Annotated in this window: 18 protein-coding genes; 16 read left to right on the forward strand and 2 right to left on the reverse strand. The window is 40.5% G+C overall.

Going from position 1 to position 15611, the window contains the following annotated elements; all coding sequences use genetic code 11:
• Positions 1 to 18: 18 nt before the first annotated feature.
• On the forward strand, positions 19 to 912 hold the full coding sequence (locus R3O62_RS08425) for an AraC family transcriptional regulator (protein ID WP_022012232.1): 894 nt from the start codon (positions 19 to 21) through the stop codon (positions 910 to 912).
• 301 nt (positions 913 to 1213) lie between these two features.
• Here the strand turns inward: R3O62_RS08425 and R3O62_RS08430 are convergent, their stop codons facing one another.
• The gene (locus R3O62_RS08430; RefSeq protein WP_269110061.1) at positions 1214 to 2086 is read right to left on the reverse strand and encodes a DUF4373 domain-containing protein; all 873 of its coding nucleotides are present in this window, start codon (positions 2084 to 2086) and stop codon (positions 1214 to 1216) included.
• 142 nt (positions 2087 to 2228) lie between these two features.
• The gene (locus tag R3O62_RS08435) at positions 2229 to 2576 is read right to left on the reverse strand and encodes an SH3 beta-barrel fold-containing protein (protein ID WP_188520815.1); all 348 of its coding nucleotides are present in this window, start codon (positions 2574 to 2576) and stop codon (positions 2229 to 2231) included.
• A gap of 1047 nt (positions 2577 to 3623) precedes the next feature.
• On the opposite strand from R3O62_RS08435, the gene upgY reads away from it, so the two are divergent.
• From upgY to R3O62_RS08510, 15 genes are all read left to right on the forward strand, one after another.
• Entirely contained in the window at positions 3624 to 4160 is a 537-nt protein-coding gene (gene upgY, locus R3O62_RS08440; RefSeq protein ID WP_250710117.1) for a capsular polysaccharide transcription antiterminator UpgY, read from the forward strand.
• 19 nt (positions 4161 to 4179) lie between these two features.
• Positions 4180 to 4668 (forward strand): UpxZ family transcription anti-terminator antagonist, encoded by a 489-nt coding sequence (locus tag R3O62_RS08445; protein WP_235331809.1) that lies wholly within the window; start codon positions 4180 to 4182, stop codon positions 4666 to 4668.
• 27 nt (positions 4669 to 4695) lie between these two features.
• Positions 4696 to 6015 (forward strand): UDP binding domain-containing protein, encoded by a 1320-nt coding sequence (locus tag R3O62_RS08450; protein WP_235331808.1) that lies wholly within the window; start codon positions 4696 to 4698, stop codon positions 6013 to 6015.
• A gap of 120 nt (positions 6016 to 6135) precedes the next feature.
• Entirely contained in the window at positions 6136 to 6453 is a 318-nt protein-coding gene (locus tag R3O62_RS08455; RefSeq protein WP_235331807.1) for a transposase, read from the forward strand.
• 35 nt (positions 6454 to 6488) lie between these two features.
• The gene (locus R3O62_RS08460; protein WP_317472946.1) at positions 6489 to 6749 is read left to right on the forward strand and encodes a hypothetical protein; all 261 of its coding nucleotides are present in this window, start codon (positions 6489 to 6491) and stop codon (positions 6747 to 6749) included.
• Positions 6746 to 7216, forward strand: coding sequence for a hypothetical protein (locus R3O62_RS08465; protein WP_269110064.1), 471 nt, complete (start codon positions 6746 to 6748; stop codon positions 7214 to 7216). Before R3O62_RS08460 ends, R3O62_RS08465 begins: the two co-directional genes overlap by 4 nt.
• Positions 7195 to 7377: an IS66 family transposase gene (locus R3O62_RS08470; RefSeq protein ID WP_269110066.1), complete on the forward strand. Its 183-nt coding sequence runs from the start codon at positions 7195 to 7197 to the stop codon at positions 7375 to 7377. Before R3O62_RS08465 ends, R3O62_RS08470 begins: the two co-directional genes overlap by 22 nt.
• A 478-nt stretch (positions 7378 to 7855) precedes the next feature.
• Positions 7856 to 8668 carry a glucose-1-phosphate cytidylyltransferase gene (rfbF, locus tag R3O62_RS08475; RefSeq protein ID WP_220654266.1) on the forward strand — a complete coding sequence of 271 codons (813 nt, stop codon included), beginning with the start codon at positions 7856 to 7858 and terminating at the stop codon, positions 8666 to 8668.
• Between the two features lie 22 nt (positions 8669 to 8690).
• Positions 8691 to 9791: a CDP-glucose 4,6-dehydratase gene (rfbG, locus tag R3O62_RS08480; RefSeq protein WP_220654265.1), complete on the forward strand. Its 1101-nt coding sequence runs from the start codon at positions 8691 to 8693 to the stop codon at positions 9789 to 9791.
• Positions 9788 to 10228: a hypothetical protein gene (locus tag R3O62_RS08485; RefSeq protein ID WP_005784925.1), complete on the forward strand. Its 441-nt coding sequence runs from the start codon at positions 9788 to 9790 to the stop codon at positions 10226 to 10228. The genes rfbG and R3O62_RS08485 overlap by 4 nt, the downstream gene beginning before the upstream one ends.
• Positions 10229 to 10240: 12 nt before the next feature.
• Positions 10241 to 11164, forward strand: a complete 924-nt coding sequence (locus tag R3O62_RS08490; RefSeq protein WP_269110067.1) for an NAD-dependent epimerase/dehydratase family protein — start codon at positions 10241 to 10243, stop codon at positions 11162 to 11164.
• 93 nt (positions 11165 to 11257) lie between these two features.
• On the forward strand, positions 11258 to 12169 hold the full coding sequence (locus R3O62_RS08495; protein ID WP_220654263.1) for an NAD-dependent epimerase/dehydratase family protein: 912 nt from the start codon (positions 11258 to 11260) through the stop codon (positions 12167 to 12169).
• 10 nt (positions 12170 to 12179) lie between these two features.
• The gene (locus R3O62_RS08500; protein ID WP_220654262.1) at positions 12180 to 13142 is read left to right on the forward strand and encodes a glycosyltransferase family 2 protein; all 963 of its coding nucleotides are present in this window, start codon (positions 12180 to 12182) and stop codon (positions 13140 to 13142) included.
• Complete coding sequence (locus tag R3O62_RS08505; protein WP_220654261.1) at positions 13142 to 14611, forward strand: oligosaccharide flippase family protein; 1470 nt, start codon at positions 13142 to 13144, stop codon at positions 14609 to 14611. Before R3O62_RS08500 ends, R3O62_RS08505 begins: the two co-directional genes overlap by 1 nt.
• A 21-nt stretch (positions 14612 to 14632) precedes the next feature.
• Positions 14633 to 15607 (forward strand): glycosyltransferase family 2 protein, encoded by a 975-nt coding sequence (locus R3O62_RS08510; RefSeq protein WP_220654260.1) that lies wholly within the window; start codon positions 14633 to 14635, stop codon positions 15605 to 15607.
• Positions 15608 to 15611 lie beyond the last annotated feature (4 nt).

Here is a 15611-nt window from a genome sequence, read left to right on the forward strand (position 1 = left end):
AATAATACTATATTAGCTATGAATGCACTACAAAGTAACATTATCCGGGAGATCACTCCGTTGTCTGACAAGGATTGTTTTTATATTGCCGAACGGTATAAAACGGAGTTTACCTATCCCATTCACAACCATGCCGAGTTTGAGCTGAACTTTACGGAGAAAGCCGCCGGAGTACGTCGCATTGTCGGCGATTCGGCAGAAGTGATCAGTGATTATGATTTGGTTCTGATTACTGGAAAAGACCTGGAACATGTATGGGAGCAGCACGATTGCCATTCAAAAGAGATCCGTGAAATAACGATCCAGTTTTCCTCCGATCTCTTTTTTAAAAGCTTTATCAATAAGAATCAGTTCGATTCCATTCGTGATATGCTTGAGAAAGCTCAGAAAGGTCTTTGTTTTCCGATGTCCGCCATCCTGAAAATTTATCCCCTTCTCGATACCCTGGCATCCGAGAAACAGGGGTTTTATGCTGTTATCAAATTCCTGACTATCCTTTACGAACTGTCACTTTTCAACGAAGAGGCTCGTACGTTGTCAAGTTCTTCTTTTGCTAAAATCGGCATTCATTCGGATAGCCGTCGCGTACAGAAGGTGCAGGAATATATTAATGCCCATTATCAGGAAGAGATCCGCCTGAATCAGCTGGCCAATATGGTAGGAATGACTCCGGTATCTTTCAGTCGCTTCTTTAAATTGCGTACCGGTAAGAATCTTTCGGACTATATCATTGACATTCGTTTGGGGTTTGCTGCCCGCCTGCTGGTTGATTCTACTATGTCTATTGCTGAAATCTGTTATGAATGCGGGTTTAATAATCTTTCTAATTTCAATAGGATTTTCAAGAAGAAGAAAGAATGTTCACCCAAAGAGTTTCGTGAAAACTACAGGAAGAAAAAGAAACTGGTATAATCTTATGTGAGAATACTTGCCCTCAATTAACATTGTTAACGCCATTTCTCCGTTATTTTATTCTTGTGTGCAAATAACAAGCCTTCTGCATTTAAAACACTTGCTATTTGCATTTAAAGAACAAACTTTAACGTTGCGTTAAAACAAAGCTTTGGGCGAGAGAAATCTTGTGCTTTAAAAACACTGTGTTTTAGTTTGTTAAGCACACTCTTTACTTCTTTGTTTCACTGAATCCCTTTTGGGATAAAAGCCTGTATACTTGTTTTTTTGTCAACTACAAATCGGGGACTGACACTCCCTGCTATCTTCTTTTCGCCTTGTTTAGCGCCGCTATCAGATATCTTCCTTTGGCCCCTATATCGCTCCAGCAAGTGTTTGCAATCAGTTTCCATACCGTCGTTCCCTTTCTCCCATAGTCCGACAGCTTGAGTATGGAGTTTACTTCCCCGGTGTCGGTAACGCTCAATCTCTTTAGCGTGTCTATCAGTCCCGAGTAATTGTGCGTCATTGTATTGAAGGCGTATCCCGGTATCGGAAGAGAAGCAGAATCCTCCTTCCATTCTTCCTCCTTCCCCTTGGGGGGAGCTGAGGGGGGTAATTCTTTATTTTCCTCTCCTTTACTTTCCTTTACTTTACTTTGTCTGGAATCGCATGTATTTTTTGCGTCAACGGCTACATGATGTACTACGTTTTTCGGGTTAACAGGTGTTTTTTCCTCTTTGAACAGCTCCGGTTGCTGAGTTTCCTGTGGTGTAGAAGGAGCATCGGGTTTTCCGTTTTCCTTTTCCGGTTTTACTATCAGATAGGGGAGCTCCGACAGTTCTCTTTTCCTTCGCTTCGTAGCTTCCAGCCATACCTTTTGTATGCTTTCCGAAGTCAGTATTCCGTCTTCCCGATAACTGTTTTCGTCCAGTATCCCTTTGATGAACAGAATCTTGATGATTCCCTTCACCTCTTCTGTTTGCACTTCCCTCCCTGCTTTGTTTGCGAAAATCAGGCACTGTTCTTCATCCCAACGGATGTAGTATCCTTCCTTGTATATTTTACAAAGCAGCTTCAGCACGATTGCCGGGCCCTTTATTCCGTATTTTGCTTCTATCACTTCCATTGCGTTCTCTTCCATGAAATTTACGCCTATTGGGAAATAGTTGATCCCGTCGTATGTTGTCGCCATATTGTTTTTTAGATTAGTTGTTTGTACTTTCAATAAGATATTTACCACAAATTACACTGGATCCCCAAAGACGTTTTCTCCTGATTCCTCAAAATAGAAATAATTCATCTGTGAAAATCCGTGTAATTCCGTGGTGACCACTCTATACGATCGGTCTCCATTCCATGAAGTTCTCCACTTGAAACGTCGTCCATCGCTGTTCGTCCACATTCCAGTACACAACCGCCCCCTCTACTTCTGTGGGATCATATTCCCTATGGAACCCCGCTTCGTAATAAATCAGTGTTGCTTTCGCCAGTTGGAAACTCCCGTTCTGTTTTCGGTAAGCCACTGCCGCATGTCCATATTGCATGTGATCCAATAACGCTTCCAGGCGTTCCGCCATCCATTCGGCGCACGACTCGGTGTATCCTTTTTCGAATACGATACGTCTTTTCCATTTTAGTCTCATGGCTTCACTTTGTGATGCCGGCCTTTTTTTTCGTTTCATACATATACGATTTTAAAGTTTATAAATTGTTTACGGCTCGAAGGTAGAGTGTTTGCCGATTAAGTTGGAGTATAATAATTCATGGTGTGTTTTCTTGTCTATTTTATGCCAATGGATTTATCTTGTAATGTTTCGTTCCAGATGGTGTTTATTTCCTTTAGAATGGTGCTGAGCTTCAATGGAATGAATATTCCGTTTCGAATATTCCCTAATAGTTTTTTGTCATTTATATATCGGGCTAACGCAATTTGTGATGTCTCCTTTTTTATACCCATTGCTCCATTTTGATAGAGTGTGATTAGTAGCTTTAAGCATTCGTAGTGTTTCAAAACAATCCCTTGTATGGGTTTCTCCTTTTTTCGTCCCCTGTTTGATTTAAGTCTTTTATTGTCAAAAGTTTGCTTGTTGTCTGTTTTGTTTTTTTTGAGTTCCTTTTTTTTCTTCTTGTTGTTTGTTTTCGTAGTTCATACTCTTTTTAATTTTAGTGATTTTTATTTGTGTAAAATATGGCAAAGGTATGGACGAAAAATTTAGTAAACTTGCAAATACAGGATAAAATGTGCTGTTTGATTTTTATTGGAGTAGTAAGTTGTTGGGTTATAATGCGATAGTTTGGTAAAATAGGGTTGTTTCAAAAGACGTTCGTTTATTTGAACGCAAAGATAAGGGGTATTTTCATAATAGCAAAATGTTTAATAAAAAAAATGATTTGCACTCTTGGGTATCTATTTTAACATATTAATTATTAGATAGATACCTATGAATAAAAATCTCTTTTTTATCTGTCTGCTTTTATGTTTCGATAATGAAAAAATGAATACAAAAATAGAGTTCAAATAAACGAACGTTTAAAAACACGTTTTTTTAGTGTAATTCGTTTGTTTATAGTTTCTTACCAGACAGGTAATGAGTAACTGCAAGAAACCGTGGCAAGAGAGTACAAAACTTGCCGTATATTATATAAAGTACTCGCAAGTGATTGAATTTCAAGTGTGTGCAAGAAATTCAAAGCCCTAGAGGAATGTCCTTTTCTGAAATAATCGTATAATGGAAGTGGAGAAAGAGACTGCAATATGGTTCGCTATGCGTGCCACCTACCGTCGTGAGACTGACGCTATGCGGTTGCTTGCGAAAGAGAACTTGGGCTGTTTTGTCCCCATGCAATACAAGATAAGTATGAAGAAAGGAAAAAAAGTCCGTGTCCTGGTTCCTATCATTCACAATTTGATTTTTATTCACGCTTGTCCTTCCGAAGTGAAGCGCGTCAAGTCTATGGTTGCTTATTTGCAATATATCACCGATACCCGTAGCGGCAAGAAGATAATTATCCCCGACAATGAAATGCAGCGTTTCATCGCTGTAGCCGGCACTTACAATGACCACCTCCTATATTTTCAACCCGACGAACTTAACCTGTCCAAAGGAACCAAAGTCCGTATCACGGGTGGTGACTTCGAGGGTCAGGAAGGTGTTTTCCTGAAAGTGAAAGGCGCCCGGGATCGTCGCGTGGTCATTGCCATACAAGGTGTCATAGCTGTTGCCATGGCCACTATTCACCCTGATCTTATAGAAGTAATCAAATAATTCATAATTCAAATTTATTATGACTCTTTCCGAAGAAGTAGCTTCCCTTCAGCGTGCCGCGCACGACCTGATGTATTTGGGCATGGACGGGAGTCCCATTTACAGCGATGACTTGTCCCGCCGTAACAATGAAGTTTACCGCTTGACCACAACATTGTATAATTCCGGTATCAAAGGTTCTACGGTTGAAGAGCAGGCCTCTGTCTGTCTCGCTCTTCTGATGGGCTACAACGCATCGTTCATCGACCACGGAGAAAAGCGCGAACATATCCAGAAAATATTAGATCGTTGCTGGGATATCCTCGATACTCTTCCCGCTTCGCTATTGAAGCTCCGCCTGCTTACTGCCTGCTATGGTGAGGTATTCGACGAGCCTTTGGCCGACGAAGCCCGTGCAATTATCGCTTCTTGGGATTCAGTGTCATTTACTACTGAACAGCAAGAGGCTATCAACGAGTTTCAGACTGTGGTGGATAATCCTTATCCGTGGGAGTATGTTGAAGAATAGAAAGTGAATAAAAAATAAGCAGTCCTTATGCGCGAATTTAAAGATATCAAAATAGCCGTAGCCGGAACGGGCTACGTTGGAATGAGCATTGCCACGTTGCTGTCACAGCATCACGAAGTAGTGGCAGTCGATGTCGTTCCCGAAAAGGTCGATAAGATCAACCGGAAGATTTCTCCTATTCAGGACGATTATATTGAGCAGTATCTGGCAGAGAAACCATTACGTCTTTCGGCTACCCTTGATGGGACTTCCGCCTATGCGGATGCCGACTTTGTTGTCATTGCCGCCCCCACGAACTACGATCCGGTAAAGAATTATTTCGATACCCATCACATAGAAGATGTCATCGACTTGGTACTCCGTGTTAATCCCGATGCCGTGATGGTGATCAAATCCACCATCCCTGTGGGCTATTGCCGCAGTCTTTACGTCAAGTACGCACAGCGTGGCGCCAAACGTCTCAACCTGCTTTTCTCTCCCGAGTTCCTTCGCGAGAGCAAAGCACTTTACGATAACCTCTATCCCAGCCGCATCATCGTAGGCTCTCCGAAGATGATGAACGGCAGCTGTTTTGACGCTGAGAACCAAGCCATCCGGGCAGTAACCGATGTCCCCATGCTCGTGCAAGCCGCCAAAACGTTTGCAGCCTTGCTGCAAGAAGGAGCAATAAAAGAAGATATCCCGACCCTTTTTATGGGCATCAAGGAAGCGGAAGCGGTGAAACTTTTCGCCAATACTTATCTCGCCCTCCGTGTCAGCTACTTCAACGAACTTGACACATACGCTGAAGTAAAAGGCTTGGATGCCCAGTCCATCATAGAAGGTGTGGGACTCGACCCCCGTATCGGTATCCATTACAACAATCCGAGTTTCGGCTATGGCGGTTACTGCCTGCCCAAAGATACCAAACAATTGCTCGCCAACTATGCGGATGTCCCCCAGAGCATGATGTCGGCCATCGTGGAGAGTAACCGCACCCGTAAGGATTTCATCGCCGACCAGGTGTTGCGGAAAGCCGGTTATTACACCGCTTCCAGCCAGTGGGATGCGCAGCGGGAACAACCTACCGTGGTGGGTGTGTTCCGTCTCACGATGAAATCGAACTCCGACAATTTCCGCCAGTCTTCCATACAAGGTGTGATGAAACGTATCAAGGCCAAAGGGGCTCAGATCATCATCTACGAACCTGCGCTCGAAGATGGTACATCATTCTTTGGCAGCACGGTGGTGAACGACTTGACCAAATTCAAAGAGATGAGTGATGCCATCATCGCCAACCGTTACGACGCTTGCTTGGATGATGTGGAGGAGAAGGTATTTACACGTGATATTTTCCGTAGAGACTAAAATCTTCTAGATAATATTAGTCGTTCGAATGCATAGACACTTTGGGCAGCGTCTAAAAATGACGTCTTGACTTGTTTCCGATTAGATTTTACCTTTGCTGCACATTTAAAAAATAATTTTATGTACAGTAGCAGTGATTTTGAAAAGTTATGGTTTCTCTACAAGACTGAGGGTGAGCCCAAAGGTATTCAGACTCGTGATGGTCTGGATATCCGTAAAAACAATTTGGACTACTTTGGTTTGAAGAATTTCTATTATCTTCCTACTTTTCACGATATGCGGTGCAAGGCTCCACGTGTCTCTGAGATCATCCGTTCACGTTATTACCGTGATCCTCTTCAGGGCGATGTTTATATTTTCATGTCTAAAAAAGGGCATGGATCAAGAAGAATTACATACCCGAATATTAATGCGATTATCTTGAGAGGCAGGAGTTGAACCTTTCTTCTGCCTCTACCGATCCATGTGGCGATATGGAACCCGATGAAATGAGGCGTTACGTACGCTTCCTTCTATGTCAGTTGGAAGAGAAGCAGGAGCAGATGAATTGTGTATTAGCTGATTTATCGGAGCTTAAGTCTACTTCCAAGGAGCAAAGTAAAATGTTTGAACGTATGGCTCTGATGTCCGATGGATTAGATCAGCTTCGAAAGAAAAATGCCGAGCTGGTTCGTTCTAATAAGAAGCTCGAGGAACGCCTGGGTGTGGTTAATAATGACCATCCAGAACAATGATTCTGAAAGTGATGAAGCCCAAAGTAGTCCGTACGGTTGTCAATCTGATTGAAGAACATCATTTTGAGGTTCTGAAAGTGAAATATCCCGATGGCAGTATCAAACAGGTATATCTTCCTTGCGATGGTGACAATCAGGCTCTTTTATACGATGAGGTAGTCCCCGGTACTCATATCACCGCCTCTTTATTATCGTATCTTCTGTTCAACTGTTATCATGTGAATGTTGATGAAACCTGGTGTCGCTACCAAACCCACTTCGGTCATAAGAAGACCTATATGTGGTGCCTTGTGAACAAGAAAGCGGGTATTGTAATTTTCTTCTATGAAGATCGCCTAGACGAGTTGGGTAATAAGCACGAGGGTGGGCGTGGTCGTAGCATGCTGAAGGATTTTTTGGCGATGCGCAAATCAAGTCCTTGCAGAGCGATGGTTATAACGTCTATATGTATCTTGATGACGAACTGATGGAGGTGGAGCATTTATGCTGTCTTGCCCATGCTCGGAATAAGTTCAAGGATGCCTATAATCAAGGTTGCGAAAAGGCCCGTTTCTTCTTGGAGCAGATATCCAAACTTTATAAGCGCGAGGATGACTATCCAGAGAAAAAACAGCCTGTTTTTCTGTAGCACGAAAGGTGCTTTACGATCGACCGTTTATAATACCTTTATTGAAACTTGCAAGCAGGCCAGAATCAGCTTCCGCTCATTCTTCTGCAAGTATATGACAGAGATCAGGAAGAGGCGAACGGATAATGACAACCTACTTCCCATGACAATATGTCTAACGAATTAGTGAAAACAATTTAAAACTTAATATCCAAGACAAGTGACGAGTGCCTACCGGCACTCGCTTGAAAGGTGTATACCATGTTTTGGGCGCTTACAACTGATGTTCCCGCTTTTCGGTTTAAACAAATCGTTTAAATATATTATAAATAACTGTTAATTAACTTGTTCTGACTTGGAGTTCAATTAAAGATCGAATAAAACAAAGATATTTGAAGAGTACCCCAAGGATACTATCGCAAGGCCTTTATGCAAGCGCATTTCAAGAGGTTTTGGTTTAGAAAGTGGGTACATCAAATTGGACACCCTAATTCGCTATATGAAAGTCGTCCTTTTAGCTGGAGGCTTCGGCTCCCGCATATCTGAGGAATCTCAGTTCAAACCAAAACCGATGATTGAGATCGGTGGTATGCCTATCCTCTGGCATATCATGGAGGAGTATGCCTATTACGGACATACTGAGTTTATAATCTGCGCCGGTTACAAGCAGGAGTATATCAAGGAGTGGTTCGCCAACTACTTCCTGCATAACTCTGATGTGACCTTTGATTACCGTAATGGTAAGAACGAGATGACCGTTCACCAAACCAATATGGAACCTTGGAGGGTGACTGTTGTCGATACAGGCTACAACACCATGACTGGCGGACGTATTAAGCGTATCCAAAAGTACGTGGGCAACGAGCCATTCTTGATGACCTATGGTGATGGCGTGTGTGATGTGGAGATTGACAAACTCGTTGAGTTCCATAAGTCACACGGTAAGCTCGCAACCCTCACTGCTGTCAAGATGGTCCAGGATAAAGGTGTGCTGGATATCACCAAGGATCAGGCTGTACGTGCATTCCGTGAGAAGAATGCAAGTGATGGTGCGCCTATTAATGCAGGCTATATGGTGCTCCAGCCAGAGGTTTTTGACTTGCTAGACGGAGATTCATGTGTGTTCGAGAAAACCGCTTTGGTAGAACTTGCTAATCTAGGACAGTTGATGTCATATGTTCATACAGGTTTTTGGCAGTGTATGGATAACATCCGCGAGAAGTCAATGTTAGAGAAGCTGCTTGCGGAGAATAAAGCACCTTGGAAGAAGTGGGAACGTACTATCCCAGAGATTCCTGATTATGCTAAATAAGTATATATAAAAGAAACAAAATATGGCATTCAACAACATTTTCAATGGTAAGAAGGTCTTGGTAGCTGGTAACACCGGTTTCAAGGGATCATGGTTGTCAACTTGGTTCAACATGATGGGAGCAGATGTGTTTGGATACTCACTGAGTGTGCCTACCAACCCATCAATGTTCGAGACGCTGAAGTTGGAGGAGAAGATTCATCAGCATTATGGCGACATCCGCAACAAGGAGGAGTTCAACGCATATGTGCAGGAGGTTCGTCCTGACTTCCTCATCCACTTGGCTGCTCAGGCTCTGGTACTTACTTCCTATCGTGAACCTTTTGATACTATGACCACCAACATCGTGGGTACAGCTGCTGTTTGTGAGGCAATTATGAAAATCGACTGGGATTGTACCTGCATCCTCATCACATCTGACAAGGCTTACAACAATGTAGAATGGATTTGGGGTTATCGCGAGACAGACGGCATGGGTGGCAAGGACATCTATTCGGGTTCGAAAGGTGCTGCCGAACTGGTCATCAAGAGCTACTGGCATTCGTTCATCAAGAAGATGCCTAACATCAAGTTTGGTGTGACACGTGCAGGTAACGTAATCGGTGGTGGCGACTGGGCAAAGGATCGCATCATTGTGGATTGCGTGAAGGCATTCTCACAGGATGAGACCGTTGAGATCCGTTCGCCAAAGGCTACTCGTCCTTGGCAGCATGTACTCGAACCACTTTCGGGATATCTTACTTTGGCTCAGTACCTTGCTGAAGGCAAGAGCGTGAATGGAGAGCCATACAACTTTGGCCCTCGTGCAGAACAGACCAAGACTGTATTCGAACTGGTTCAGGATTTGGCAACTCTCTGGGGGCTTGACAAGGATAAGGTTGTAAAGCTTACAGGCAATGTTCCATTCGAGGAGGCAACTCTCCTGAAACTGAATTGCGACAAGGCTTTGGCATGCCTTCACTGGCATTCAACCCTCCACTATGAGGAGTGCGTTAACTTCATAGCCGAGTGGTATCGTGCCTTCTATGTAGAGAAAGACAAGGATATGTTTGCACTTACCGAAAAGCAGATCAACGAGTATGTTGAGGCTGCAAAGAAGCAGAATTTGGAGTGGGCATTATGATAGAAGGTGTTTCTTTACATCCGCTGAAGCAGATAAGCGTGCCAAATGGTGACCTTTGGCATGCTTTCAAAGCTACAGACGAAGGATTTGTAGGCTTTGGTGAAGCTTACTTTACTCAGGTCAAACCTCATGCTGTCAAAGGTTGGAAGCGTCATAATCGGTATGTGCTTAACCTTGTGGTAGTAAGTGGTGCTGTCAAGTTCGTTATCTTTGATGATCGTGAAGGTAGTACAACAAAGGGCGAGTTCCAGGAGGTGCTTCTCACACCAAATGGCAACTACCAGCGTCTCACTGTAGCACCTGGACTGTGGATGGCATTTGCAGGAGCAGATTCAGAGCAGACATCTATGTTGATGGATTTGATACCTGAAGTACACGCCCCATCTGAAGGCGATCGCAAGGAAATAGACGAGATTGAGTACAACTTCAATGTGTAACTAGTTTAATAAATGAAGAGTACTATAGTAACTGGAGCCAATGGCTTTATAGGCAGTTCGCTTATCAAGATACTTATTAATAAAGGTGTCAAGGTCTTGGCTGTGGATATGAGCTTTGCACTTCCACGATTGCCAGAATCAGGTTTCATTACAAAGATAGAGTCTGGTGTTGACGCAACCCTTGCAGACAAGATTCCTGTTGGTGAGTATGACGCATTCTACCACCTTGCTTGGAGGGGTGTGAATGGTGCAGAAAAGGCAGATCCGACGGTTCAGCTTGTCAACATTCAGATGGCTGTTGATTGTGCTAATGTATGCAAGCAGATGAGTGTAAAGAAACTCCTCTGTGCAGGTACAGTGGCAGAGAATGCAACCTATAGCCTTCCTGACTTAGAGAAGACTTCTGGCGGTATGATGTATGGTGTGGCAAAGCACGCTTGTCGGTTGATTGTTGAGGACTATTGCAAGAATATCGGATTGCCTTTCGTTTGGATGCAGTTCTCAAACATCTATGGTATTGGCAATAAGACCGGTAACCTTGTAAGCTATACCCTTGGCGAGCTGATGGCAGGTAAGGAAGCAACCTTCGGTCCTGCTCTCCAACCATACGACTTCATCTATGTGGATGACCTTATTGAGGCTGTTTATCGCCTTGGAGTAAACGATACCAAGAAATCTTTCTATTACATCGGTTCTGGCAATCCTCGCATTTTGAAGGACTATCTTTTTCGCATTGGCGAACTTGCAGGTTTTGCCGACAAGGTAGGTATTGGTATCCGTCCTGATGATGGCATCAAGTACTCAATGGAGATGTTTGATAATTCAGATCTCGTTGAGGCTATTGGCAACTATATTAAAACAAATTTTGATACAGGTATAATGAATACAATCCATTGGTTATCAGAAGATAATACAAATGTCGCGTGTGTAAGGTAAAGCGTTGATAATCAATTGTATACACTGCAAAAAGACTTCAGCTACATACGCTATATTAAACAGTATTAAGTCAACACATAAATTCGCAGCATAATGAAAAATGTAATTATCACAGGTGCTGACGGATTTGTTGGAAGTTATACTGTCAAGCATTTTCTGAATGAGGGTAAGACTGTTCTAGCTCTTTATAGGGGTCCGTCAGCACGCAGATTGGAAGAACATCCTAATCTCAAATACATGCAGTGTGACATTTCTGATACCAAGGATATGCTTGATGGTATCGAGAAGGGTGTTTATGACACTTTTATTCATTTCGCATGGGCAGGTTCTGCTGGAGATGCTCGTTTTGATTACAAACTCCAGATGCAGAATGCACTCAATACTGTTGAGTGCATGAAGGCTGCAAAGGAACTAGGTTGTGCACGTTTTGTGTGTGCCGGTTCTATCATGGAGTATGAGGTTGAGGCTACTATACATGCACAGGGAAGCAAACCAGGAATGGGCTATATCTATGGCATGGGTAAGCACATTGCACATTGTATGTGTAAGGCTGTTGCCGTAAATAGCGGAATTGAATTGGTGTGGTCTATGATTACGAATACCTATGGTGTGGGCGAGTTCTCACCAAGATTCGTGAACTCGACTCTTCGTAAAATTATTAACGGTGAACCACTCCAGTTTACAGCGGCTACACAGAATTACGACTTTGTGTATGTGACAGATGTAGCCAAGGCTTTCTATCTGGTAGCAGATAAAGGTAAGCCATATTGTGAGTATATGATTGGTTCTGGCGATGCAAAACCACTGAAAGAGTTCATTCTGGAGATGGTAGGGGCGTGTGGTCCTGAAAGTACACCATTGTTTGGAGATGTTCCTTTCACAGGTACAAATATGCCATTGGACACATTCTCTATTGAAAAGATCAAAAACGATTGTGGTTTCATTCCTGAAGTAAGCTTTGCTGAAGGAACAAAATTTACCATGGATTGGTTGAAGACAATTTAAATATAGGATAATGGAAAAACCTTTAATTTCAATAGTAATCCCTGTTTATAACACAGCTAAATTTATAGATAAATGTATTTTGAGTGCGAGAGCTCAAAAGTATCCAAATCTGGAAATTGTTGTAGTAAATAATGGCTCAATAGACAACTCTTGGGATATTATAGAAAAACATGCTCATGAAGACTCAAGAATAAAAGCATATACTATAGAACACGTTCCTACGGTAAAACAATCTAGAGACAATTGTTTTTATAGGGCTGACGGTGAGTTCGTTATTCCTGTTGATTCTGACGATTCTATAGCAGAGAATTATGTAGAAAATGTTTGGAATAGGCAATATGAAACTGATGCTGATTTTGTAGGTACAACTATGGTGCATCTTGATACAGAGGATAAAATATACATGAAGTGCCCAGTAGATAATTTCGATTACACTAAAATCTATAATGGAAAAGAAGCTGTCTCACATACTATAGGTAAGTGGGAATTTGCTATAAATGGTGCTTTGATGAGAAAACAAATATTATGTAATAATTCTGTTGCTGATCCAAATTTCGAAGATTTTACTGATGAATATGATAGTAGGTTGTTTCTCCTTAATTGCAAAAAAGTTGCTTTTTGTAGGGCAGATTACTTATATCTTTATAATCCAAACTCTGTCGGGAAATCGCGAAATTTTAATAGAGAAAAATATTTGATAAATACCGTTCGAGGTTTGCTTCCTTTTATTGGTCAGAATTATGGAAGATCTGTCGAATACAAGAGATTGTGTGGAAGCACTGTAGGTGTGATAAATAGCATGCTAAGATTTTTAGGAGATAACAAGAATAGAAATAATAAGAACATTGTTAACGAGGGCTGTGGACTCATAAAAGATACTCTTAAAAGATTTCAAATAAAGTATGCTAAGGGGTATGGATTGAAATTGGTTATACATATTTTAATTATCCGTGCTAAATTATTGTTTATATAATGGCTTCCTCGTATAAAGAAATATTCAAAGGAACTGCTATATTTGGTGGTACCCAGATTATCCAGGTGCTGGTAGGGTTAATAAGATTAAAATTAGTCTCCATACTTATAGGTGCCAAGGGAATGGGTATAAACTCCCTTTACACATCTTCCCTGGTTTTTATACAAAACTTTGCTGGACTTGGATTAAAAGACTCCTCTGTAAGGAATATATCAATAGCTACCTCTGGCGATGAAAAACTTATTGCGCATCGATTAACCGTTATTAATAACTGCTTCTATTTTTCCTATGGATTAGGAGTTGTTATTACATTGCTTTTAAGCCCGATTTTGAGTCTGTTGTCTTTTAAGTGCTATGATTATACAATCAATTATGGGTTCTTGTCTTTGTATGTCCTTTTTCAATTGCAGTTTCAACATTATATTGCCATATTACAGGGCTTTAGGAAACTAAAAACATTAGCAATAGTTTCTATTACAAATTCAATTCTTGGATTAGTCGTATCAGCTGGTTTATACTATTTATGGGGTGTTGATGGTATTGTACCCAATATTATTATTACTTCTTTAGTGTGTATGGTTTGCGTAAGAATACCAGTCCAGCGTATGAAACTACCTTCTACTAAATTAAGTATAAAAGAGTCATTACGTGAGGGTAAAGATATGGTCTCAATGGGGATTGTACTTACGATTAGTGTTTTGATAGGTACAGGAGTTAACTATTTTATCAATACCATAATTACAAGATTCGGCAATGTAGAGGATATCGGATTTTTTCAAGCTGCTGTAAATATAACTACCCAGTCTGTATCCCTAATTTTTGCAGCAATGAATGCTGACTATTATCCTAGATTAGCAAAAGTCTGTAATAATCGTGAAGAAATGATTAGCACTGTAAATAAACAGTCGGAAGTATTGCTTGGTTTAGGAACTCCCATATTAGCACTAATGATAGTATTTTCTAATTTAATTATTAAGATTCTCCTAACCAATGAGTTTCTCATAATAGTAAGTGTTATTAAATTATTATGCGTTGGTTCATTAATGCAAATTTTTTCGTATCCAATTGGTCATATTTCTTTTGCTAAGGGCGATAAAAAGTTTTTTTTCTTTTATGAGGGAGTTCTTAGTAGTTTTTTAAGACTAATATCGTATTTAATTGGCTATATTTATGGAGGCCTAATCGGATTAGCATTGAGTGTAAATGTAACTAATCTGTTGTATTCCATTATGATATTATTTGCAACTAAAAGGAGGTATCAATATAGGATAGGCACAAGGTTATTGCTTCAGTATATTTGTGTTGCTTTCCTATTTTATGTACTTATTATAGTCTCATTCCAAGAAAATATCATGGTTTCCTTTTTGTTGCAAATCATTATTCTTTCATTGTTATTGATTTATTCCATTAAATACCTTGATGACAGAATTGGAATAGTTGATTTTATAAAAAATAAGATAAGGAAATAGTTGTAAACAACAATATTTGCGATGGAAGCTAAAAATATAAAGGTTTCAATCTTAGTACCTATATACGGAGTTGAGAAATATATAGAAAGATGTGTAAGATCCTTGCTCGAACAATCATTTACAAATATTGAATATATATTTGTAAATGATTGTACTAAGGATAGCAGTATGGTCATCTTGAACAAACTTATTAAAGAATATGAAGAAAAAAAGGAATTTATCAAGATAATAAACCATGAGAAAAATGGCGGTTTAGCAGCGAGTAGAATAACAGCATTAAAGAATGCAACAGGAGAGTTTATTACATTTGTTGATTCGGACGATTATTTACCTATTCATGCTATAGGAATCCTTATCAAAAGCGCCATTGAGGAAAATTCAGATGTAGTAATTGGTAACTTTTTTAATGATGCAAGAGATATTCAGCCGGAAAAGGTATTTAGAGAGCTTCCGAAAGATAAAATAGACGACATATGTAAAAGCTTAAGCATAGAGAAGCATGTAGCGTTGTGGGGAAAATTGTATAGATCGACATTGTTCAGACAACAAGGATTTTCATATTTTGAGGAAGGCTTGGATGACGGTGAAGACTATGTAGCTACACCTCGACTTTTATACAATTCTGAAAAAACAACCTATATTCCTGATTTTGTATACTATTACAACACGGCAAATATTAACTCCTATTCAGCCCAAAAAAAAATTAAAGCTGTATCGGATATGAAGAAGGCATTTGAAATCCAAACAGAATTCTTCAAAGATAAACCTGATTCTATATGCTATTTAGACGCAATAATGAGAGGTAAACTTCATGTATTGAAGTACTATCCTCTTATGAGAAAAAATGAAAGAAAGATATGTTGCACTCTTTTCCCGGAGATTGACAATTATGTGTACTTTAGTTTTTTTTCAAGGCTTCAAATAAATTTAATTAGAAATAATCAATACCTATTATACAAAGTGGTGAATAAGATTGCCTCTTTCCTAAATAGTTAAAGAC

It is taken from the genome of Bacteroides hominis, assembly GCF_033042785.2.
Classification (GTDB): Bacteria; Bacteroidota; Bacteroidia; order Bacteroidales; family Bacteroidaceae; genus Bacteroides; species Bacteroides hominis.

Coding starts and splice junctions, on each gene's coding strand:
- R3O62_RS08460 (WP_317472946.1), top strand. CDS start 6,489: ATGGAACCCGATGAAATGAGGCGTTACGTACGCTTCCTTCTATGTCAG.
- R3O62_RS08455 (WP_235331807.1), top strand. CDS start 6,136: ATGTACAGTAGCAGTGATTTTGAAAAGTTATGGTTTCTCTACAAGACT.
- R3O62_RS08485 (WP_005784925.1), top strand. CDS start 9,788: ATGATAGAAGGTGTTTCTTTACATCCGCTGAAGCAGATAAGCGTGCCA.
- R3O62_RS08470 (WP_269110066.1), top strand. CDS start 7,195: ATGTATCTTGATGACGAACTGATGGAGGTGGAGCATTTATGCTGTCTT.
- R3O62_RS08425 (WP_022012232.1), top strand. CDS start 19: ATGAATGCACTACAAAGTAACATTATCCGGGAGATCACTCCGTTGTCT.
- R3O62_RS08505 (WP_220654261.1), top strand. CDS start 13,142: ATGGCTTCCTCGTATAAAGAAATATTCAAAGGAACTGCTATATTTGGT.
- rfbF (WP_220654266.1), top strand. CDS start 7,856: ATGAAAGTCGTCCTTTTAGCTGGAGGCTTCGGCTCCCGCATATCTGAG.
- upgY (WP_250710117.1), top strand. CDS start 3,624: ATGGAAGTGGAGAAAGAGACTGCAATATGGTTCGCTATGCGTGCCACC.
- R3O62_RS08495 (WP_220654263.1), top strand. CDS start 11,258: ATGAAAAATGTAATTATCACAGGTGCTGACGGATTTGTTGGAAGTTAT.
- R3O62_RS08435 (WP_188520815.1), bottom strand. CDS start 2,576: ATGAAACGAAAAAAAAGGCCGGCATCACAAAGTGAAGCCATGAGACTA.
- R3O62_RS08450 (WP_235331808.1), top strand. CDS start 4,696: ATGCGCGAATTTAAAGATATCAAAATAGCCGTAGCCGGAACGGGCTAC.
- R3O62_RS08510 (WP_220654260.1), top strand. CDS start 14,633: ATGGAAGCTAAAAATATAAAGGTTTCAATCTTAGTACCTATATACGGA.
- R3O62_RS08430 (WP_269110061.1), bottom strand. CDS start 2,086: ATGGCGACAACATACGACGGGATCAACTATTTCCCAATAGGCGTAAAT.
- R3O62_RS08465 (WP_269110064.1), top strand. CDS start 6,746: ATGATTCTGAAAGTGATGAAGCCCAAAGTAGTCCGTACGGTTGTCAAT.
- rfbG (WP_220654265.1), top strand. CDS start 8,691: ATGGCATTCAACAACATTTTCAATGGTAAGAAGGTCTTGGTAGCTGGT.
- R3O62_RS08445 (WP_235331809.1), top strand. CDS start 4,180: ATGACTCTTTCCGAAGAAGTAGCTTCCCTTCAGCGTGCCGCGCACGAC.
- R3O62_RS08490 (WP_269110067.1), top strand. CDS start 10,241: ATGAAGAGTACTATAGTAACTGGAGCCAATGGCTTTATAGGCAGTTCG.
- R3O62_RS08500 (WP_220654262.1), top strand. CDS start 12,180: ATGGAAAAACCTTTAATTTCAATAGTAATCCCTGTTTATAACACAGCT.